The 19,092-nt window shown below is 69.8% G+C and carries 18 protein-coding genes; 5 read left to right on the forward strand and 13 right to left on the reverse strand.

Annotated features, from left to right (window positions below):
- The first annotated feature begins 224 nt into the window (after positions 1 to 224).
- Together NYP07_RS21065 and NYP07_RS21070 are read left to right on the forward strand one after the other, a co-directional pair.
- On the forward strand, positions 225 to 3,332 hold the full coding sequence (locus NYP07_RS21065) for an ATP-binding protein (RefSeq protein ID WP_268153712.1): 3,108 nt from the start codon (positions 225 to 227) through the stop codon (positions 3,330 to 3,332).
- Positions 3,235 to 3,996, forward strand: a complete 762-nt coding sequence (locus NYP07_RS21070; RefSeq protein WP_268153713.1) for a DUF3322 domain-containing protein — start codon at positions 3,235 to 3,237, stop codon at positions 3,994 to 3,996. Before NYP07_RS21065 ends, NYP07_RS21070 begins: the two co-directional genes overlap by 98 nt.
- 18 nt (positions 3,997 to 4,014) lie before the next feature.
- Here the strand turns inward: NYP07_RS21070 and NYP07_RS21075 are convergent, their stop codons facing one another.
- The 5 genes from NYP07_RS21075 to NYP07_RS21095 form a co-directional block, all read right to left on the reverse strand.
- The gene (locus NYP07_RS21075) at positions 4,015 to 4,497 is read right to left on the reverse strand and encodes a hypothetical protein (protein ID WP_268153715.1); all 483 of its coding nucleotides are present in this window, start codon (positions 4,495 to 4,497) and stop codon (positions 4,015 to 4,017) included.
- A gap of 23 nt (positions 4,498 to 4,520) precedes the next feature.
- Complete coding sequence (tnpC, locus tag NYP07_RS21080; protein ID WP_268153716.1) at positions 4,521 to 6,155, reverse strand: IS66 family transposase; 1,635 nt, start codon at positions 6,153 to 6,155, stop codon at positions 4,521 to 4,523.
- A gap of 80 nt (positions 6,156 to 6,235) precedes the next feature.
- Positions 6,236 to 6,580: an IS66 family insertion sequence element accessory protein TnpB gene (gene tnpB / locus NYP07_RS21085; RefSeq protein ID WP_268153717.1), complete on the reverse strand. Its 345-nt coding sequence runs from the start codon at positions 6,578 to 6,580 to the stop codon at positions 6,236 to 6,238.
- Entirely contained in the window at positions 6,577 to 6,975 is a 399-nt protein-coding gene (gene tnpA / locus NYP07_RS21090; protein WP_268153718.1) for an IS66-like element accessory protein TnpA, read from the reverse strand. The genes tnpB and tnpA overlap by 4 nt, the downstream gene beginning before the upstream one ends.
- A gap of 80 nt (positions 6,976 to 7,055) precedes the next feature.
- The gene (locus tag NYP07_RS21095; protein WP_268153719.1) at positions 7,056 to 7,571 is read right to left on the reverse strand and encodes an autoinducer binding domain-containing protein; all 516 of its coding nucleotides are present in this window, start codon (positions 7,569 to 7,571) and stop codon (positions 7,056 to 7,058) included.
- A 109-nt stretch (positions 7,572 to 7,680) separates the two neighbouring features.
- Between NYP07_RS21095 and NYP07_RS21100 the strand changes: the two genes are divergently transcribed.
- The gene (locus NYP07_RS21100; RefSeq protein ID WP_268153720.1) at positions 7,681 to 8,094 is read left to right on the forward strand and encodes a hypothetical protein; all 414 of its coding nucleotides are present in this window, start codon (positions 7,681 to 7,683) and stop codon (positions 8,092 to 8,094) included.
- A 10-nt stretch (positions 8,095 to 8,104) separates the two neighbouring features.
- On the opposite strand, the gene eda is transcribed toward NYP07_RS21100, so the two are convergent.
- Both eda and edd read right to left on the reverse strand, forming a co-directional pair.
- The gene (gene eda, locus NYP07_RS21105) at positions 8,105 to 8,728 is read right to left on the reverse strand and encodes a bifunctional 4-hydroxy-2-oxoglutarate aldolase/2-dehydro-3-deoxy-phosphogluconate aldolase (protein WP_268153721.1); all 624 of its coding nucleotides are present in this window, start codon (positions 8,726 to 8,728) and stop codon (positions 8,105 to 8,107) included.
- 20 nt (positions 8,729 to 8,748) lie between these two features.
- Positions 8,749 to 10,578, reverse strand: a complete 1,830-nt coding sequence (gene edd / locus NYP07_RS21110) for a phosphogluconate dehydratase (protein ID WP_268153722.1) — start codon at positions 10,576 to 10,578, stop codon at positions 8,749 to 8,751.
- A gap of 119 nt (positions 10,579 to 10,697) precedes the next feature.
- Here edd and NYP07_RS21115 point away from each other — a divergent pair, with 119 nt between their 5' ends.
- The gene (locus NYP07_RS21115; protein WP_268153723.1) at positions 10,698 to 11,321 is read left to right on the forward strand and encodes a gamma-glutamylcyclotransferase; all 624 of its coding nucleotides are present in this window, start codon (positions 10,698 to 10,700) and stop codon (positions 11,319 to 11,321) included.
- 1 nt (position 11,322) lies between these two features.
- Here NYP07_RS21115 and NYP07_RS21120 read toward each other — a convergent pair whose 3' ends face one another.
- The gene (locus tag NYP07_RS21120) at positions 11,323 to 11,931 is read right to left on the reverse strand and encodes a nucleotidyltransferase family protein (RefSeq protein ID WP_268153724.1); all 609 of its coding nucleotides are present in this window, start codon (positions 11,929 to 11,931) and stop codon (positions 11,323 to 11,325) included.
- 132 nt (positions 11,932 to 12,063) lie between these two features.
- On the opposite strand from NYP07_RS21120, the gene pdxH reads away from it, so the two are divergent.
- The gene (gene pdxH / locus NYP07_RS21125; protein ID WP_268153725.1) at positions 12,064 to 12,705 is read left to right on the forward strand and encodes a pyridoxamine 5'-phosphate oxidase; all 642 of its coding nucleotides are present in this window, start codon (positions 12,064 to 12,066) and stop codon (positions 12,703 to 12,705) included.
- Positions 12,706 to 12,711: 6 nt separating this feature from the next.
- On the opposite strand, the gene NYP07_RS21130 is transcribed toward pdxH, so the two are convergent.
- The 5 genes from NYP07_RS21130 to NYP07_RS21150 are packed head-to-tail and all read right to left on the reverse strand — an operon-like array spanning position 12,712 to position 19,071.
- A complete protein-coding gene (locus tag NYP07_RS21130; RefSeq protein ID WP_268153727.1) occupies positions 12,712 to 13,209 on the reverse strand; it encodes a DUF3299 domain-containing protein in 498 nt (165 codons plus the stop codon).
- Positions 13,210 to 13,229: 20 nt separating this feature from the next.
- Positions 13,230 to 14,426, reverse strand: coding sequence for an ABC transporter permease (locus NYP07_RS21135; RefSeq protein ID WP_268153728.1), 1,197 nt, complete (start codon positions 14,424 to 14,426; stop codon positions 13,230 to 13,232).
- Positions 14,423 to 15,067, reverse strand: a complete 645-nt coding sequence (locus NYP07_RS21140; protein WP_268153729.1) for an ABC transporter ATP-binding protein — start codon at positions 15,065 to 15,067, stop codon at positions 14,423 to 14,425. The genes NYP07_RS21135 and NYP07_RS21140 overlap by 4 nt, the downstream gene beginning before the upstream one ends.
- Positions 15,067 to 15,603 carry a peptide-methionine (S)-S-oxide reductase MsrA gene (gene msrA, locus NYP07_RS21145; protein ID WP_268153730.1) on the reverse strand — a complete coding sequence of 179 codons (537 nt, stop codon included), beginning with the start codon at positions 15,601 to 15,603 and terminating at the stop codon, positions 15,067 to 15,069. Before msrA ends, NYP07_RS21140 begins: the two co-directional genes overlap by 1 nt.
- 9 nt (positions 15,604 to 15,612) lie before the next feature.
- On the reverse strand, positions 15,613 to 19,071 hold the full coding sequence (locus NYP07_RS21150; RefSeq protein WP_268153731.1) for a DUF748 domain-containing protein: 3,459 nt from the start codon (positions 19,069 to 19,071) through the stop codon (positions 15,613 to 15,615).
- Positions 19,072 to 19,092 lie beyond the last annotated feature (21 nt).

Here is a 19,092-nt window from a genome sequence, read left to right on the forward strand (position 1 = left end):
GAGCCGCTGGGCTACATCCCGCCGGCCGAGTTCGAGGCCAACTACCATCGACAACGCGCTGGTCAGGCCGCGACCGTCTGACTTAAACCAACGGGCCTCCGCGGAACCCGGGGCGATTCAAGTCGACGATCTTCGATGCCCATTCGGTCCTGTTGACGCCGCCCCAGCGGCTGCGACTCAATCAAGCATCGAGGGACTCGGGCAAGGTACCTGATGACCGGTCCGTGCTGAACTATGTGCGCGGCGTCTGGGGCACCGCGCAAGGCGAAGATGGCCGTGGGGTCGCGAAGACCTTGCGGAGCGGGACGACCTGGTCTGCGATCGCGGAGGTCTACCGGAACAAGGCAGGGAAGGTGGTCACGTTGGCTCACCTGTACTGGGTCAAGGGTGCCAGCAACGACCTGCACCGGCGCTATCTCCTTGCCGAGAGGGAGTTCGATCTCCACGAGCTCGAATTCTTCGCCGAGGCGCAGTTCGACACGGCGCGCTTGAATAGAACGTTGAAGCCCGCCGGGGTCGAACCCTTCGAGTCGTTCTCGCGGTACATGGCCGCCTTCTCCAAGGTCCTCGGTATTCGCGACGAGATGGCGCTCTTGCTGCTGCACAAGACGCAGTCGACCAAGAGCGTCGACAGCATCACCGCGTTCCTTCGCGAGTTCATGCTTGACGAGCCGAGCACGTTCGGCGTCGCCAAGGACGTCGTCAATCAGTTCCAGAAACTCAACGAGGCTCATGCCGACTGGGTGACGGCGACCCAGCAGCGCGATGTACTCATGCCAGCACGCGAGGCCCATCAAAGACTGCACTCACTAAGCTTGGAGGCCGTGCGTCTCCAGGAAATCGCGGCCGGGATTCCTCTGTTTGCGACACCGCTGGGAATCGAGGTGCACGACGCGGCGATCACGGCGGCCGGCCCTCGCATCGCCGCGATGCAGTCCCTTCTGGAAGCCCGCAAACAGGCGCTGTCGGCAGCGGAGACCAGCCACTCCGACGCTATCCGGCAAGAGGCGCTGGGTGGTGGTGACGATCTGAGGCGGCTGGAGGAGGCGCTGGCAGCCGCTCGCACGCGCTGTGAAGATGCGAAGGCGCAGCGACAGACGCTCGAGGCCGCGTGTGCGACGCTCAAGCAGTCGGTTCCGAGCGACGAAAAAGCATTCACGGATCTGTACGCGGTTGCCACGACCATCGTTGATGAGGGCGCCAAGGTCGATACCCGTCGACTACAGGAAGCCGTCTCCAAGCAGGCCGTGTTGAAGACGCCGCAGCGCGATGTTCAATTGCAGTTGGCGGCGCTGGCGACCCAGCCACGCTCCAACGTGCCACCCGAGCAGCAGAACATTCGACGGATGTTGGCCGAGGAACTCGATGTCGACGTCGATTCGTTGCCGTTCGCGGCTGAGCTGATGTCGGTCAGGCCGCAGGACAAGCGATGGCATGGCGCCCTGGAGCGCCTGATGGGGGGATTTGGCGTCACGATGCTGGTTCCGTCGGATCTGTTCGACGACGTGCGCCGCTTGGTCGATAGGAAGCACTTGAAGGGCCGGCTCACCTACCGCCCGGTCCGCCACGTCACGGAATCTGTCCATGCGCGCCTGCCGGCCAACGCGGCTGGCAAGGTCGACGTCGCGAAACACGAGTTCAACCGCTGGCTGGTCAACGAGATTCAGCGGCAGTTCGACTATGCCTGCGTCGAGTCAGCGGATGACATGGGCGTCTATCCTCGGGCACTGACAGTCAAGGGGCAGATCAAACGGGGTGGTGAGAACTACCTCAAGGATGACCGCTGGTCGATCGACGACGAGACGCGATGGGTGCTCGGCACCGATACCGCGTCGCGGGCCGAGGCGTTGCACAAGCAGTTGGCCGACATCAATCGGCAGCTGAGCGATGCGCAGGTTGTCATTTCAGCGCACGAAAGGGAAGCCCAGGAGGCGGGCCATCGGCTCCAGGCCGCCGTGGCCGTGCGAGGACTTTTCTGGAATGGGATGGACGAATCTGGCGCGCGTCTGCAGGTTCTCGAGATCGAGAGGCAGATCGCGTCGGTCAAGGTAGGGAGCCCGAAACTGGAGCAATTGCGGGCTGAGGTCGCCAGGACATCGGATGTACAGAAGGCTGCTCAGAATGCCTGGGCTGACCAGCATGGTCTGGTTCGCAACGCCGAGCGGGAGCTCGACGTGTGGAACACGGAGCGCACTAGGCTTGCCAGCCTGCTCGTCGTCGAACTCACGCCGACTCAACAGCAAGCCATCGACGAGATGCGTGGCCGGCGGACGGTCACCAGCACGCCGCAGACCTATGACCGGGAGCTCAGCTGGCTGCGAGATGAGGCCAAACAGAGCGTGAGGGCCAACGAGACCGCGCAGACGGAACAGCGCGCCGCGATTCTGACGGCGCTCGCCGTGTTTTGCTCGAGGACAGAGTGGAAGCCTGCGACCAAGGGGCACGACCCGGTCATGGACAGCTTCGAATTCTTCGACCAGCACCTCACGAGCCTGTTGATGGAGGGGGTCTCTCGCACATGGGAGCGGTTCCTGCTTGAACTGCAGGAGCACAACAGCCACCAACTGACGCTGCTGTCACAGAGCCTGACCGGCGAACGCGCGGACATGGCGAAGCGTCTGCTGGCGGTCAACAACAGCCTCTTGCACACGCCCTACAACCCCGGGACCCACCTGTTCCTGCACAAGGTCGACTGCGAACCCGAGGAGTCCAAGGTCTTCCGACGCGACCTGGCCGTGGCCATGAGCGAGGTGGTGAACATCGACAACGCCGATGCCGCGACGACGCGATTCGACAAGCTGCGGCGGATCGCGGAGCGCCTGGGAAGCGACAAGTCCGAAGACATCCGCTGGCGTGCGCGCGTCCTCGATGTACGGCAGCACGTGCAGTTCGACGCTCATGAGATTTTGGACGGCACCAACCAGGTCGAGCAGGTCTATAGCGGAAGCGACGGCAAGTCGGGCGGCCAGAAGCAAAAGCTTGCGGCGACCTGCATGGCTGCGGCGCTGCGCTATCAGCTTGCCAATCCAGGCGCGACCGTCCCGCAGTTCGCCGCGGTAGTGGTTGACGAGGCGTTCGACCGCTCGGATCCGGACTTCACCGAGGCAGCGTTGAACGTCTTTTGCGAGCTCGGCTTCCAGATCATCGTTGCGACGCCAGGCAAGATGGTGCAAACCATTGAGCCGTACGTTGGCGGTGCCGTTTGGGTCTATGCCAAGCGGGGCGACCGATCCAATGCCGTGCCGCTTCAGTACGACCAGGCGTCAGGTCGCATCGACTACAGCCCGATGGCGACACAACAGCCGAAGGCGGACAGTGCTGTCGCCCACTGACGTCCGCACATGGGCACGTCAACGGCTGGCCCGTCAGCGGCGTGCCTGGGTTGATGGCGAAGGAACCTGGCCCCTCATCCGTGGCCTCGAGCCTCCGCGGGCGGTCGACATTCGCGGCGGGCTCGGCGCAGTCACGGCGTGGACGTCTGCCTGGGCGGCGGAGCGCGAACTGGTGGGCGTGCGAGTGATGCGAGAGACGCGTCTGATGAAAGGTATCGGTAGCCAGACCATGCCCGTGCGTGTCGAGTTCGAGTCGCCGCGCGCAGTTGCGGAGTTCGCTGGCGAAGCACAAGCGTGGGATCGGGTTGCGCGGCGCCGTGCGCTGCTGCTGGAGCGCTGGCCTCAGCTGGCAGCTGGCGTTGGGTTGGGCCGACTCTACGACTGGATGGATCAAGCCGGCGATCTGGATGTCGACCGGCTCGTTGCGGTGGCTGACTGGGTTCTCGCCAACCCACGGAGCGGGCTCTATCTGAGACAACTGCCGGTCGCTGGTGTGGATACCAAGTGGATTGAAGGCGGCCAGAGGCGTGCGATCGCCATGCTGGTCGCGCTTCTTCAGGGGGACGAGAACGCGACCGGCGAGACAGAGAAGGAGTTCTTGCGCCTTTGTGGACTGCTGGCTCCCGTGGCGCGGATCCGTGAGCGTCCGGGCGCGCCACCTTGACCAGGCCGGGACGCGAAGCTACTTGGACGCAGCTGCCGATCCGACGAAGGCGATGCACTCGACGAGGTTGAGCGTGGCAAGCACCAGGTACTTCTCAGCCTCGGTACGCACAGCCCACAGGTCGTGGTCGCCGAGATAGCCGTAGACGAACGCAAGCAGGAAGCGCTCGGCATGCTCGTCACAGAACTGCTGGACGATCTGGGCGACCAACTCAGGCGGCAGCCCCTCGTTGAAGCGCGCACGGGCTGTCAGGCGCTGCAGGCACCCCTCTTGGATGTCTTCAGTAACGACGGGCCACTGGTGACCGCTGCGCTTCATCGCCTGGAACGCGACCAGCAGGACGTGTATCGCCACATCCACTTGCTCCATGGCCACGCCCATGCGTGGCAACACCAGGATCGAGGCGAGCAAGGTGGGCTGCTCCTTGAAGATCTCGTCGGTCAGCGCCACCTTCTGCGCCAGGCTCATCCGCTCGACACCGAGGTGGGCCTGCGCGATCACAGGGGTCGTGATCCTTCCCATCGTCAGGCCGGCCGCCAGCGGTGCGGCAGCAGTTCTTCCAGGCGATGGTTCGGGTGCGTGTGGATGCGCGCCAGCACATCACGCAGGTAGGCCCACGGATCCAGTCCGTTGAGCTTGGCCGACTGCACCAGGCTCATCACCACCGCCGCGCGCTGGCCGGCCAACGCGCTGCCGGCGAACAGCCAGTTCTTCGCCCCGAGCTTCCAGGGCTTGATCTGCCGCTCGATGAGGTTGTTGTCGATGGCCACGGCCCCGTCGTCCAGGTGCAGCGTGAGCGAGTCCCAAGCGTTCAGGCTGTAGTCGATCGCCTCGGCGATCTTGCTGCCGTCCAGCACCTGCGTGCGCTGCACCTTCAGCCACACCTCGAACTCCTCCCACAACGGCCGGCTCACCGCCTGGCGTGCCTGCCGGCGTTCCTCGTGGCTCATCTCACTGAAGGCCGCTTCGGCGCGGTAGATCCGAGCCCAGCGCTGCATGGCCTCGGTCGCGACGGCGCTGGCGCTGTGGCCAGCGCTGCCGCCCCGGCTGAGTTCCTCGAAGCGCCGACGGGCATGCGCGGCACAGGCCGCCGACTTGCGCTGCGGGTAGCGCTTGGCGTCCAGCACGGCGTTGTAGCCCCCGTACTGGTCCGTGATGAGCGTGCCCTGCCAGGCGGGCTCTCGTCCCGGTGGTCCGTTACCGCCGAGGAAGGCCAGCGGGTACTGCGATCCTCGACCCAGGCAGAACTCGTAGATCACGCCCGGGTGTGGGTCGTGATGGCTGCGCGCCCAGGCCCAGACATACGCCTTCTTCGTCTTGCCGGCGCCCGGGTCCAGCAGCGGCACCGGCGTCTCGTCGGCATGCAGCACCCGGCAGCCCAGGATGAAGGCCCGGTGCAGCTCGTACAGCGGCTCCAGGCTCGCGCCGCCAGCGCCACCCCAACTGGCCAGCGTTGAGCGCGGCGTGTGCACGCCCGAGCGCGCGTTGATCGGCTCTTGGCGGTAGTAAGGCAGGTGGTCGACGAAGCGGCTGATCAGCGTGTGCGCCACCAGGCCGGCTGCCGGGATGCCGCCGTCGACGACGTCGGGCTCGGCGGGCTCCTGGTGCAATTGCTGGCAGCACCGGCAGGCCCACTTGCCGTAGATGTGACGGTGCACGAAGAACTTGGCCGGGATGATGTCCAGCTTCTCGCTGACGTCCTCGCCGATGCGCAGCATGGGCTGGCCGCAGTCGGTGTTGGGGCAGTGGGTGTCCTCGGGCTCGTGGCGGTGCACCACGCGCTCCAGATGTTCGGGCAGCGCTTGGCGACGCGGCTTACGCGGCGGTGCCTTGGGCGTGTTGGGCGCCTCAGGCAGGCCGCGCTGCAGTTCGGCCAACTTCGCGCGCAGGCTGGCCTCGTCCTCGGCCAAGGCTTCGGCGAACAGCAACCGCTGCGCGGCCGTCATGGCCTCGGTCTTGGCGTCGAACTGCCAGCGGCGCAGCCGGGCCAGCTCGAAGTTGAGCTTGTCGATCTTGGCTTGCGCCAAGGTGAGCTCACCGCCACGGCGGGCCAGTTCCTGCGCGTCGGCCTTCGCCTGCTGTTGCAACCGCGCGATCAACGCAGCCACCTCGGCGGGCAGGCTCGTCAGATCAATGGCGGTGGCAACTGCACTGGGCATGCGCAGCATGGTGCCGCATCGAACATCGGCCGCCCATTGGCGATTGCGCTGTCAACCGCCGAGCAGGTCAACGCAGACGCTCAGGCGCGCCGGATCGTGGCCAGCTCACCCAGACGCTGCCAGGGCAGTCCGAGGGTCAGGGCCTCGAATTGCTGGGCGCTCAGCTGCAAGGCCGGGGCCGCCGAGCCCGGCTCGCCGGCATGCCAGACGAAGCGGCCGGCATGCAGGCGCCGCGTGGCGCACCACACACCGAAGCCGTCATGCACGAGCAGCTTGATGCGGCTGGCCCGTGCGTTGGCGAACAGGTAGCCGTGGTGGGCGCGGGCCTCGCCGAGTGTGTTGACGACGGCCGTCAGCAACCGGTCGGCGCCGGCGCGCATGTCCTGCGGCTGACTGCACAGCCACAGGGCATCGATGCGGATCATGCCTTGAGCGCCGTGGCGGCGAGTTCGCACAGCCAGGCGGCACACGCGTGGGCCTGCGCCGACGGCCAGCGCACGCTCAGCTGCGTGCCGCCCCGGTTGAGTTCGACGTGGATGTCGGAGGGAGCAGGCGCTGAGGCAAGGTCAGTGGCCATCGCCTCGGGCGCAAGCGCCACAGGAATGAACTGCAGCGCCGCAGCCGTCGGCGGCGTCACGGCTGCAGGCATGGGAGCCACGGTCCTCGGTGCTGCCAGTCCGGCACGCTTGATGCCGCGGCCAACCAGCCACTTGCGCACGAGGTTGACGTTCAGGCCGTGTGCCAGCGCGATGGCCGCCACCGACGCGCCGGGTGCTTGGCACTCGGCCAGAACTTGTGCCTTGAACTCGGCGCTGTGCACGCGCCTCTGTGATCTGGGTTGCATAGGTGCCCACCTGTTCGTATTGGTGGGCACCATCGTCACGGGTGCTTCAGCGCTGTTCAAGATGGGACGGCCGGACGCTCACGCCTGTCCGCTGCCGTCATGGCATGTGCCGCCAGCAACTGCAGTCCCGCAATCGCCTGCATCAACTGGGCGCCCGGCTCAGGCAGCGCCTCCTCGCGGTCCATGCCGAGCAGAAAAAGCTTGTTCCCCGGCAGGTGCAGTTTGACTGCGATCCCGGTCTTGTAGCCGTACGGCGCCTGAGCCTCCCATATCTCGCCCGCACCGGCGCTGGCGTAGGTTTGCTGGTCATAGACGATGGGTACCGACTGCATCATCAGCTTGACCATCACGGGATCACGGCGCGCTTCGCCGAGGTTCTTGGCAACTTCCAGATAGCCTTCGGGCGTATTGCCCAGCGACGTGATCCGCACGTCGGCGTCCTGCAGCAGGCCGCGCATCAGCACGCCCGAGATGATGGGGAAGCCCAGTGCCTCGGCCGTGGACACCAGCCGGCGCTCGAAGCTGGCGAAGTCCTCGCTCAGCCCGACGTCGATCAGCTGCTGGTAGTTCATCTCGGTCATCTCGGGCCGGCCCATACCTGTCAAGTCTGCCAGCTTGTCCGGTCTCCGTGATGACCGGAGACTGCGCGCCGATCACGAACCCGGCAAGAAAGGCGCATCGATGTCGACCCTGATCCATCTCCCCGAGGGCAGCGTGTGCTGGCCCGCCGCCGCGCTGTCGGGCGCGGCCCGGGACGTCATGCATGCGCAGACCAGCGTGCATCGGGCCCGGGCGGGCGAGCGGCGCGCCGGCACGACGCGCTGGGAGCGCAGTTATGCCGATGCCTGCGCCTGGCTGGAGTGGGACTGGGTCGAGCTTGCCAAGGGCACCGTCGTGCAGGCCGATCCGCTCGGCGTGCGCTGCAACGTGCTGCTGCTCGACGAGCGGCAGCGGCCCCTGCTGTCGTCGCGCCGGCGCGCCATGCTGGCCACGCTGGTCTATCTGTTGCCCTGGCAGGGGCCGGTGCTTGACAGGCTGCGCGGCGCAGCGCCCTTGCGCCGCGTCGAGCGCGATGCGCAACGCCTGGCCGCCTGAACTCCGGCCGTCAGGACCGCAGCGCGGCGGCCTCGGTGGCCAGCTGGGTGATGCGCGCCCAGTCCTTGGCGTCGACCGCATCCTGCGGCGTCAGCCAGGAGCCGCCGCAGACCTTGACGTTGGGCAGCTTCAGGAATTGCGGCGCCGTCTCCGGCGAGATGCCGCCGGTCGGGCAGAAGGCCACGTCGGGAAAGGGGCCGGCCAGGGCCTTCAGCAGGTTCAGGCCGCCGACGGCGACGGCCGGGAAGAGCTTCAGGAAGCCGTAGCCGGCCGCATTGGCCTGCATGACCTCGGAGGCCGTCGACACGCCGGGCAGCAGCGGCAGGCCGTGCTGCCGGCAGGCCGCGCCGATGGTCTCGGTGAAGCCGGGGCTGACGCCGAACCGGCAGCCGGCGTTCTTCGCGTTCGCCACGTCCTGCGGGCTGCGCAGCGTGCCGGCGCCGACGATGGCGCCAGGCACCTTGGCCATGGCCTCCATGGCCTGCAGCGCGACCGGCGTGCGCAGCGTCACCTCGAGCACCCTGACGCCGCCGGCCACCAGGGCCTCGGCCAGCGGCACGGCGTCTTCCAGGCGCTGGATGACGATGACGGGGATGACGGGGCCGTGGCTGGCCAGGCTGAGGGTTTCAAGCATCTCGGTTTCCTTGATCGGCGTCACAGCCAGGTGACGGCGCCTTCCTCGGCGCTGAGCACATTGCGGCGCAGGCCGGCGAACAGCTCGCGGCCCAGGCCGTGGGCGTTGACGTCGGCTTCGGCGGGGGCGAGCGTCGCCACGTCGCGCGCGGCCCAGTCGGCCTCGGCGACCAGGGCCTGCAGCGTGCCGGTCGGCGCGCAGACGCGCACGAGGTCGCCGTCGCGCAGCCGGGCCAGCGGGCCGCCGGCCAGGGCTTCGGGGCTGACGTGGATGGCCGCCGGCACCTTGCCCGACGCGCCGCTCATGCGGCCGTCGGTGACGAGGGCGACCTTGAAGCCCTTGCCCTGCAGCACGGCCAGCGGCGGCGTGAGCTTGTGCAGCTCGGGCATGCCGTTCGCGTGCGGGCCCTGGAAGCGCACGACGACGACGACGTCGCGCTCCAGCTCGCCGGCCTTGAAGGCGGCCAGCATGGCTTCCTGCGTCGTGAAGATGCGGCACGGCGCCTCGACGGTGTGGCGGTCCTCCGGCACGGCCGAGACCTTGATGACGGCGCGGCCCAGGTTGCCGGCCAGCAGCTTGAGGCCGCCGGTCGCGCTGAAGGGCGCGGCGGCCGTGCGCACGACGGCCTCGTCGCCGCTGGCGGCCGGCAGGGCCTCGCGCGCGACCGCGCCGCCCTGCCCCACGGCGCGTGGCACGAAGGTGTAGGGGCGCAGGCTGTCGCCGGCCACCGAGATGACGTCCTCGTGCATCAGGCCGGCGTCCAGCAGCTCGCGGATGACGAAGCCCGGACCGCCGGCGGCCTGGAACTGGTTCACGTCGGCGCTGCCGTTGGGGTAGACGCGGGCCAGCAGCGGCACCACGGCCGACAGCTCGGAGAAGTCGCTCCAGTCGATCAGGATGCCTGCCGAACGCGCGACGGCGACCCAGTGGATCAGGTGGTTGGTCGAGCCGCCGGTGGCCAGCAGTGCTGCCATCGCGTTGACGATGCAGCGCTCGTCCACGACATGGCCGATGGGCCTGGCGGCCTTGCCTTCGACACGGCCGCTGATGTCCAGCGCCGCACCGACCGCCTCGCGGGTCAGCGCCGTGCGCAGCTCGTCGTGCGGGTGCACGAAGGCGCTGCCGGGCGTGTGCAGGCCCATGGCCTCCAGCAGCATCTGGTTGCTGTTGGCCGTGCCGTAGAAGGTGCAGGTGCCGGCGCCGTGGTAGGCGGCCGATTCGCTCTTCAGCAGCTCGTCGCGGCCGACCTTGCCCTGGGCGTAGAGCTCGCGCACCTTGGCCTTGTCGCTGTTGGAGATGCCCGAGCTCATCGGCCCGGCCGGCACGAAGACGCAGGGCAGATGGCCGAAGTGCAGCGCGCCGATCAGCAGGCCCGGCACGATCTTGTCGCAGATGCCCAGCAGCAGGGCCGCGTCGAAGACGTCGTGGGTCAGCGCGATGGCCGTGCCCATCGCGATGGTGTCGCGCGAGAACAGGCTCAGCTCCATGCCGGGCAGGCCCTGCGTGACGCCGTCGCACATGGCTGGCACGCCGCCGGCCACCTGCACGGTGGCGCCCAGCCGGTGGGCCTCCGCGCGGATCAGGCCCGGGTAGTTCTCGTAGGGCTGGTGGGCCGACAGCATGTCGTTGTAGGCCGTGACGACGCCGAGGTGGGGCGCCTTCTCGGCGACGATGCGCAGCTTGTCGCTGGACGGCAGGGCCGCGACCGCGTGGGCGACGTTGGCGCAGCCCATGCGCTCGAAGCCGCGCTGGCGGCCGTTCATCCTGGCGATGCGGGCCAGGTAGTCGCCGCGCAGCTTGGCGCTGCGCTCGCGGATGCGGTCGGTAACGTGAGTCAGTGTGGCGTGCATTCGGGTCTCCTGGGCCTGGATTCTGTAACTTGCCCTTGGGAATTTAGGTAACCATATTACTTGCCCACGGGGCGGAGCGGGTTACGGCCTGGGTACCAGGCGTGACAAGATGGCGGCCGATGTCGTCACACGCCCTGAATATCCCGCATGGCCCGGCGCGCAGCGCTCATATGCTGCAGCGCACCGCGGCCGAATGGCGGTCTGGCGGCGATGACCTGCTGCTGTTCGCCTACGGTTCGCTGATCTGGCGCCCGGATTTCGAGTATGCCCAGGTGCTGCCGGCTCGGGTGCGGGGCTTCCACCGCGTGCTGCGCATGCGCTCGCGGGTGAACCGCGGCTCGCCGCAGCAGCCCGGCCTGGTGCTGGCCCTGGTGTCGGGCGGCAGCTGCCGCGGCCTGGTCTACCGCGTGCCGCGCGCGGCCGGCGAGGCCGTGCTGCCGCAGCTTTGGGCCCGCGAGATGCCCAACGGCGTCTACGAGCCACGCTGGCTGAACTGCGACACGCCCGCCGGGCGGCAGCGCGCGCTGGCCTTCACGCTGTCGCGCCAGAGCCCGAACTGGACCGGCCCGCTGCACGAGCCCGAACTGCTGCACATCTTCCGTCACGCCCAGGGGCGCTACGGCACGACGCTGGACTATCTGCTGCGCACCGTGCAGGGCCTGCGCGAACACGGCATCTGCGACGCGGAGCTGGAGCGCCAGGCCCGCCTGGCCGCCCACCACGGGCTGTGCGCGCCGCTTTGATTCAGCGGTTCAACCGCGCCAGGTCCTCGATGGTGTCGACGTCGATGTGCACGCCGGGGTCGTCCACCTCGATGGGCTGGGCGGCATAGCGGGCCACGATGCGCTTGGCGCCCTCGTCGCCGCTGAGGGCCACCAGTTCGGAATAGAGCTCGGTGCCGAAGCCCACCGGGTGGCCCTGGATGCCGCGGTACTGGGCATAGCAGACCGGGTAGCGCTCCAGGCCTTCGGCCACGGCCACGATGGTGGCGGGCCGCACCAGCGGCATGTCGGCCGGCAGGATGAGCCAGCCGTCGGCGTCGCCCGCGGCACCGACGCCGGCGGCGATGGAATGCCCCATGCCGACCGGCTGGGGCCGGCCTTGGGCATCGCGCCCGGCCAGGGTCACGACGTCACGCGCGGCCACGAACTGGTGCACGGCCGGCGCCAGGGCCGGCGTCGTCACGACGACGACCGGCAACTGCGTGGCGATGGCATGGCGCAGGCTGCGCGCCAGCAGGGTTTCCGTGCCGGCGGCGCCGCCCAGATCCTGCTCGAGCTTGTGGCCCGGGCCGCGGAAGCGCGAACCGCGTCCTGCTGCCAGCACGACGACGGCGGGGCGTCGTTTGATCATTCTGTGGTCGTCCTTGGCAATCCCTGGCAGCACGGTTTTGCGTCCTTTGCTGCACTGCCACAAGCATGCCGAGTGCCCCTGCGCTTGAAACTGGGAGGTTCACTTAAGGGAAGGTCTGCATACTTCGGCCTCATGAGCAAGCTGAGTGAATTCCGGAAGAGTTACGAACTGGGCGAGTTGGACGAGGCCCAGGCCACCGATGGCCCGCTGGCCCTGTTCAACCGCTGGATGGACGAGGCCATCGCGCACGATGTATCCGAACCGACCGCGATGACGGTGGCCACCGTCGGCGCCGACGGCCGGCCGTCGACGCGCGTCGTGCTGCTGAAGGGCTGCGACGCGCGCGGCATGGTCTGGTTCACCAATTACGAAAGCCGCAAGGGGGAAGAGTTAGCGCACAGCCCTTGGGCCGCGCTGCAGTTCCATTGGGTCGAGATGGAGCGGGTCGTGCGCATCGAGGGGCGCGTCGAGAAGACCTCGGCCCAGGAGTCGGACGAGTATTTCAGGAGCCGCCCCCTCGACTCGCGCCTGGGCGCCTGGGCCTCGCCGCAGAGCCGCGTCATCAGCTCGCGCGCGGTGCTGGTGGCCAACGCGGCCAAGGCCGCCGTGCAGCATGGCCTGAACCCCGAGCGTCCGCCGCACTGGGGCGGCTACCGCCTGCTGCCGGACCGCTTCGAGTTCTGGCAGGGCCGCCGCTCGCGGCTGCACGACCGGCTGGTTTTCAGGCTCGACGCCGGCACCAACGCCTGGCTGCGCGAGCGCCTTGCGCCCTGAGGCGGCTCAATTGACCGCGTTGCCGTCGTCGACGCGGTAGTACAGGCCGTAGGGGTCGTCGGTCAGCACGGCCAGCTGGCCTTCGACGACGACGGGCTCCAGCGTGTAGCGCACCGGCTTCTTCGTGCGCACCTCGACGAGGCCCTCGGGGCCGGCCGGCACGCAGAAGGCGCAGGTCGTCGGCACCGACGACAGCAGGAAGTGCTGCTGCTTGTCGCCGGCCTCCAGCGGCATCATGAAGCCCTGCACCTTGACCGTCTTGCGGTCCAGGGCCTGCACGGTCGCCGGGAAGGTCGGCACGATCTTCTTTTTCTCGGCCTTGGCCGTGACCTGGGACAGCAGCTTCCAGGACACGATGTCGGCCCGCTCCTCCAGCGGCTTGAAGGGGCTGCGCGGGTCGTGGTAGCCGGGGCCTTGGCCGATGGCGGGCGGAACCTGGGCGAATGCGCAGGCGGCGGCCAGGCCGAACGTCAGGGCAATGGCAAGAGCGGGCTTGAACTTCATGATGGCGGGATTGTCGAACTTCAGCGCGGAGCTTGCAGCAGCGTCGTGACATCCAGGCGATAGGCCCGCCACGCCGGCCAGGCGGCGGCCAGCAGCGCGAGGCCGCCCGCCAGCAGCGGCACCAGCCATTCGGCCTCGCTCCAGCCTAGCGGCCCCAGCCGCAGCGACTGGCGCTCGGCCAACAGCCGCTCCAGCACGGCGACGAGGCCGTGGCCGGCGGCCAGCCCCAGCGCCGCGGCCAGGTCCGCCAGCAGCAGCGCCTCCAGCGCGATCAGCGCGGCGACGCGGCGGGCCGGCGCGCCCAGCATGCGCAGCATGGCCAGGTCGCCCTGGCGGGCGCGCACGGCGTGCAGCAGCGCGACCCAGACCGACAGGCCGGCAGCCGCCAGCAGCACGACGCCGAAGCCGCGCAGCACCTCGGTGCCCGCCCCCACCAGCCGCATCAGGCGGGCCGTTTCCAGCGCCGGCGCGGCGGCCTGCAGGCCGTCCTGGGCATTGACCCAGCGCGGCAGCATCACGGCCGCCAGCGGGCTGCGGTAGCGCACCAGGGCCAGCGTGATCTCGCGCTTGTCGTCGGTGCCCTCGTCATGGGCCTCGCCGGCATGGTGCTCCTCGTGCACCTCCCAGACGGAGGCCAGATCGGTCAGCACCAGCCGGTCCAGCACGCTGCCCGATTCGGCCAGCACGCCGACGACCTCGAAGAGGTGCTCGCCATGCGTGCCACCGCCCTCGGCCAGCCCATGGCTGCCGGCGAAATGGTCGCCCGGCTTCAGGCCGCTGCTGCGCCCGACCTCGGCGCCGAGCACCGCCTGCATGGGCCGGGTCCACGGCGCCCCCTGGGCGAGCTTGCCGCCATAGAGGTCGAGATAGTCGGGCGTCGTGCCGGCGATGCGGTAGCCGCGGAAGGAGTCGCCCAGCGACAGCGGCACGGCCTGGGCCACCAGCGGCTGCTGCTTCAGCAACTCCAGCGTCGCGAGCGGGATGTTGCCGGTCGGCGCGTCGAGGTGGAAGACGCCGGCCAGCATGATCTGCATCGGGCTGCCCTTGGCACCGACGACGAGGTCGATGCCGGCCAGGTCGCGCCTGAGCCCGGCCTCGACCTGGGCGCCGGCGCGCAGCACGAAAGTCACGGCCGCGAGGCCGAGGGTCAGCAGCAGCAGGTTCAGCGCCGTTGTCAGCGGGCTCGACCACAGATAGCGCCAGGCGAGGCGGATCACAACACCACCTCCGACACATCGTCCCGCGCGCCCAACGCCTCGACGACGCGCGCATCGTGGCTGGCGACGACCAGCGTGCAGCCCTCGCGCTCGGCCGCATCGAGCAGCAGGGCCAGCATGTGCACGGTGTGCTCGTCGTCGAGGCTGGCGCTGGGCTCGTCCGCCAGCAGCAGGCGCGGCCGGCGCATCAGCGCGCGGGCCAGGGCCACGCGCTGGGCCTGGCCGACGCTGAGCTGGTGCGGCCGGCGGCCGGCCAGCGCGGCGATGTCCAGTGCCTCCAGCAGCTCGGCGGCGCGGGCCGGGTCGGCGCGCTGCCCTGCGGCCAGCGCGGGCAGCGCGAGGTTGCCGGCCACCGTCAGCGCGTCGCTCAGGTGCAGGCGCTGCGGCACGAAGCCCAGCGTCGCGCCGCGCCAGGCGTCCAGCTCGCGCGGGCCCAGCGCCGTGAGGTCGGTGCCGGCCACTTCCAACGAGCCCTGCTGCACGCGCAGCAGGCCGGCCAGCAGGGCCAGCAGCGTCGATTTGCCCGAGCCCGAGGCGCCGCGCAGCAGCAGGTGCCGGCCGCCGCGCAGCGCGAAGTCGGCATAGCGGATCGACTGCCCGGCCCCGGCGTAGCGGTGGCCCAGCCCCTGCCAGGCCAGCATCACTTCACGAGCCGCTTGAAGCTGGCCAGGAACTTGTCCACCTTGCCGGCGACGACGAAGGCGCAATAGCCCTGCTCGGGGTTGCGGGCGTAGTAGTGCTGGTGATAGGCCTCGGCCGGGTGGTAGTTGGCCTCGGGCAGCAGCTCGGTGACGACGCGGCCGCCATGGTGCTCGTTGGCCTCGCGCAGCACCTCGGCCGCGAGCTGGCGCTGGGCGTCGCTATGCCAGTAGATGCCGGAGCGGTACTGCGTGCCGGCGTCGGCGCCCTGGCGGTTCAGCGTCGTCGGGTCGTGGATGGTGAAGAAGATCTCCAGCAGCTCGCGCAGCGAGACCTCGGCGGGGTCGAAGTCGACGCGCACGACCTCGGCATGGCCGGTGTGGCCGCTGCAGACCTGCTCGTAGTTGGGATGGGCCGCCTGGCCGTTGCTGTAGCCGTTCTCGACATGGTGCACGCCGCGCACCCGCTCGTAGACGGCCTCCAGGCACCAGAAGCAGCCGCCGGCCAGGGTGATGCGTTCGAGCTGGGATGCGGTCATGGTGGTCTTTCAGTGGGCGCCGAGGGACAGTTCGACATGGGGATGCCAGCCTGCGGCGCAAGCTGCGTCGCAGAGCTTGGGCGCGGCGACGAAGACGCGGGCGTTCGGCGCGCCGCGCGCCAGCAGCGCGTCCCGCACCGCGACGGCGCGGGCCACGGCGAGCTGGCGCAGGGCCTCCGTGTCGACCGCATAGCTGGCCAGCAGCAGCGCACGCATCTGCTCGGGCGGGATGTCCTTGGCCATGCCGATGAAGTTCTTGGGCTTGTCGGGCAGCTTGGTGGCCTGGTAGAGGCGCTTGAGCGCGTCGGCCGGCGTGGCCGCGTTTTCGGCCTTCAGCGCATTGCCCAGCCGCAGCTCGCGGATGGCGCCGGCCTCGGCGGCGGGGTCGACCCAGCCGGTCAGCGTCAGCTGCACGCCGGGCTTGTCGGTCAGCAGCTGGGCGATGCGGTCGAGCTTGGCCGTGTCGGCCAGTTCGGCGCCTCCGGGCGCGAAGGCGATCTCGGCCTCCTCGGGCGCGTCGCTGCCGCTGAACAGCGAGAACGGCGAGGTCAGCGCCTTGCCGATCAGGTTCAGGATGAGCTTCCAGACGATGCCGCCGACGCTGAACTGCGGGTCGTTCAGCGAACCGCTGACCGGCAGATTCACGTCGATGACGCCGTTGCGGTCCTTCAGCAGCGCCACGGCGAAGCGCACCGGCAGCGTGGTCGCGTCCGGGCTCTCGACCTTGTCGCCGAAGGTCAGCTGGTTGAGGATGATCTGGTTGCTGGCGCTCAAGATCCCACCGGGCTCGACTTTGTAGTGCAGCCGAGTCGACAGCTTGCCGCGCTCGATCGCATAGCCGGCGTATTTGCCGGCATAGGGCGTCAGCGGCGCGAGCTCGATGTCGGTCGCGTTGGCGGCGATGTCCATGGCCAGCGGCGCGCCCGGCTTGAGCTGGCCGTCGATCTCGAGCAGGCCGGTGCCGGCGACCTTGCCGCGCAGCGTCAGCGGCGCCATCACGGGGCTCGTCGAAGAGAACGCGCCGAGCGAGCCCTGCAGGTCGCTGAGCTGGGCGCTGTAGTTGGGGCGCACGAAGTGGTCGTTGAAGTCGACGAAGCTGCGGTTCACGCGGATGCGTTCGACGGCGAATTCGGGCGCCGGGCCCGACGCTGCCGGTGCCGCCGCCGCCGCCTCGGCCGGGCCGACATCGCGCAGGTTGAAGCGCCCCTGCTCGCTGACGATGAGGCGGGCATAGGCCTCGTCCAGCACGGCCTCGCGCACGGTCAGCCTGGGCGGCGCCGCGGGCGCCAGCGCGAGCTTCAACTCGTCGAGCTGCAGCGCCTGCCAGCTCAGCAGGTCTTCGCCGACGACGCGCTGGCCGTCGATGGACCGCACCTGCTTCAGCGCCAGCGGGCCCAGGCGCATGTCGCCATCCACGCCGGCCTGCCAGCCGCCGGTCTGCTGGGCGGCGTTGACCTCGGCCTTCAGCCCCAGCTCGGCGCGCTGCAGATGCAGGCCCCAGGCCGGGTCGAGATAGGCGTTGAAGAGCTGCAGCGGCAGGGCCTTGGCCTGCAGCCGGCCGCGGGTCGACAGCGGCGCCAGGCCGACGCGGCCGCTCCACTGCAGGCTGCCGGCGCTGGCGGCCACGGGCTGGTCGTTGGCGCCCAGCGCGGCCAGTTGGGTCGACAGCCGGGCCTGCACCGGCGCGGCCGACGGCCAGGCCAGCGCGCCGAGCTGCAGGCGCAGCGGCTCGACGGCCAGGGCCACGGGCGCCACGCCCTCGGGCACGGCGGCATCGCGCCAGCGCAGTGCGCCGCGCTCGATGTCGAGGCCGGCCAGGCGCAGCGTCCAGGCCGGGACGCGGGCCGGGGCTGGCGCGGCGCCCTCGCGCGGCAGCAAGGCGGCGATGCTGAGGCGCCCGTCGGGCTCGCGGGCGAGCTGGGCACGCGGCGCGTCCAGCTTCAGCCGCCCCAACTGGATGGCGTGGTGGCCAGGGTCAACCTCAGCCTGGTCGAGCTGGGCGCCGGCCAGCGTCAGCAGCGGCTTGGCCGCGCCAGCCAGGCTGACGCGCACATCGCTGGCCCGCAGCTCCTTGAGGCTCAGGCTGGCGCGGTCCGCGGCGCCGTCGGCCAGCGGCTCCTTGACCTGCAGCGCGGCCTGGGTCGACACGCCGGCCGCCACGCGCATGCCGGCCGGCAGCGGCAGCCATGCGGCCAGGCGCTCGACGGCGAGGCCGTTCAGCTCGGCACTGGCGTCGAGCAGTTCGGGCGCAAGCTTGGCCTTGGCGCTCAGCGTGGCCTGGTCCAGGCGCAGGCTGGCGTCGAGCTGGGCCGGCTGCTTCAGCGGCCAGGCGGCCGGGCCGAGCTTCAGCTGGATGGCGTCCAGCACGAGATCGCGGGCCGTGAAGCGGCCGTCCTTGACCTCCAGGCCGGCGACGCTGACCTGCCAGGGCTGGGCCGAAGCCGGCGCCGAGGCGGCCGCGGCCGGGCTGGGCGGCAGCGGGCGCAGCCAGGCGCTGGGCGACTCGATGAGGATCCGGCCAAAGCCGAGCCGGCGGCGCAGCGGCTGCACATCGGCCAATGGCAGGCTCAGGCGCTTGAGGCCCAGCAGCGGCTGGCCGTCTGGGTGGTTCAACGCCAGCTCGTGCAGTTGCACGCCGCCGCTGAGCTTGACGCCGGGCGGCTGCTTGGGATGCTCGGCAAAGTCCACGGCCAGGTCGACATCGAGCTTGCCGGTGGCGAGGCGCAGCGGCGCGCTGGCCGGGATGTAGGCGGCCAGCGGCGCGAGGTCCAGGCCGGCGAGCTTGAACGACAACCGGGCGCTGGCGTCGTCCTCGAAGGGCAGCGCCTCCGCGTGGCTGTCGAAGGCGACGCCGTCGAGCTTGCCGCTCAGCCGCGGCAGCAGCTTGACGGCCACATCGGCCGGCAGCGTCGACACGAAGGGCAGCGCCAGCCGCAGGCCGGCCAGCTCGTGCTTGCGCTGCACGGGTCGGTCGTCGAAGGCGAAGAAGCCGTCGCTGAGTTCGATGTTGTAGATGGCGAACTCGGGCTCCGCGGGCTCGAGTTTGGCGGCGGGCTTGCCGGCAAAGCGCTGGATCAGGTCGTCGATGTCGTAATGGCCCTCGGCGAGACGGGCCACGCGCAGCTCGGGCCGGGTCAGCGCCAGCGACTCGACGACCGCGCGGCCCCGCAGCAGCGAGCGCAGCGACAGCGCGGCGTCCAGCTTGTCGAGCTTGAACAGCGGCTGCTGGTCGGCGGCGGTGCCGGCGATGCTGAGCCCTTCGACGACGACGGCCAGCCGCCAGGGCTGGAAGCGTGCCCGCTCGATGTGCACGGGCCGGCCCAGGGCCTCGGTGGCGAGGGCCGCACCGCGGCCGGTGATCCAGCCGGGCAGCGCGAGCGTCGCGGCCAGCAGGGCCAGCATGACGACTGCGGCGAGCGCGGCCAGGGTCCGGAGGGCGAAACGGAGGAGGGAGCGGCGGTCGGTCATCACGGTTCCGCATTATTGATG

The organism is Pelomonas aquatica, from assembly GCF_026712205.1.
Lineage (GTDB): Bacteria > Pseudomonadota > Gammaproteobacteria > Burkholderiales > Burkholderiaceae_C > Pelomonas > Pelomonas aquatica.

Excerpts from the sequence above, each read along its gene's own strand:
- NYP07_RS21095 (WP_268153719.1), bottom strand. The coding sequence starts at position 7,571 with ATGAACTACCAGCAGCTGATCGACGTCGGGCTGAGCGAGGACTTCGCC.
- pdxH (WP_268153725.1), top strand. The coding sequence starts at position 12,064 with ATGAGCAAGCTGAGTGAATTCCGGAAGAGTTACGAACTGGGCGAGTTG.
- NYP07_RS21150 (WP_268153731.1), bottom strand. The coding sequence starts at position 19,071 with ATGACCGACCGCCGCTCCCTCCTCCGTTTCGCCCTCCGGACCCTGGCC.
- NYP07_RS21120 (WP_268153724.1), bottom strand. The coding sequence starts at position 11,931 with ATGATCAAACGACGCCCCGCCGTCGTCGTGCTGGCAGCAGGACGCGGT.
- NYP07_RS21070 (WP_268153713.1), top strand. The coding sequence starts at position 3,235 with ATGCCGTGCCGCTTCAGTACGACCAGGCGTCAGGTCGCATCGACTACA.
- NYP07_RS21130 (WP_268153727.1), bottom strand. The coding sequence starts at position 13,209 with ATGAAGTTCAAGCCCGCTCTTGCCATTGCCCTGACGTTCGGCCTGGCC.
- tnpB (WP_268153717.1), bottom strand. The coding sequence starts at position 6,580 with ATGATCCGCATCGATGCCCTGTGGCTGTGCAGTCAGCCGCAGGACATG.
- msrA (WP_268153730.1), bottom strand. The coding sequence starts at position 15,603 with ATGACCGCATCCCAGCTCGAACGCATCACCCTGGCCGGCGGCTGCTTC.
- NYP07_RS21140 (WP_268153729.1), bottom strand. The coding sequence starts at position 15,067 with ATGCTGGCCTGGCAGGGGCTGGGCCACCGCTACGCCGGGGCCGGGCAG.
- tnpC (WP_268153716.1), bottom strand. The coding sequence starts at position 6,155 with ATGCCCAGTGCAGTTGCCACCGCCATTGATCTGACGAGCCTGCCCGCC.
- NYP07_RS21100 (WP_268153720.1), top strand. The coding sequence starts at position 7,681 with ATGTCGACCCTGATCCATCTCCCCGAGGGCAGCGTGTGCTGGCCCGCC.
- edd (WP_268153722.1), bottom strand. The coding sequence starts at position 10,578 with ATGCACGCCACACTGACTCACGTTACCGACCGCATCCGCGAGCGCAGC.
- eda (WP_268153721.1), bottom strand. The coding sequence starts at position 8,728 with ATGCTTGAAACCCTCAGCCTGGCCAGCCACGGCCCCGTCATCCCCGTC.
- NYP07_RS21115 (WP_268153723.1), top strand. The coding sequence starts at position 10,698 with ATGTCGTCACACGCCCTGAATATCCCGCATGGCCCGGCGCGCAGCGCT.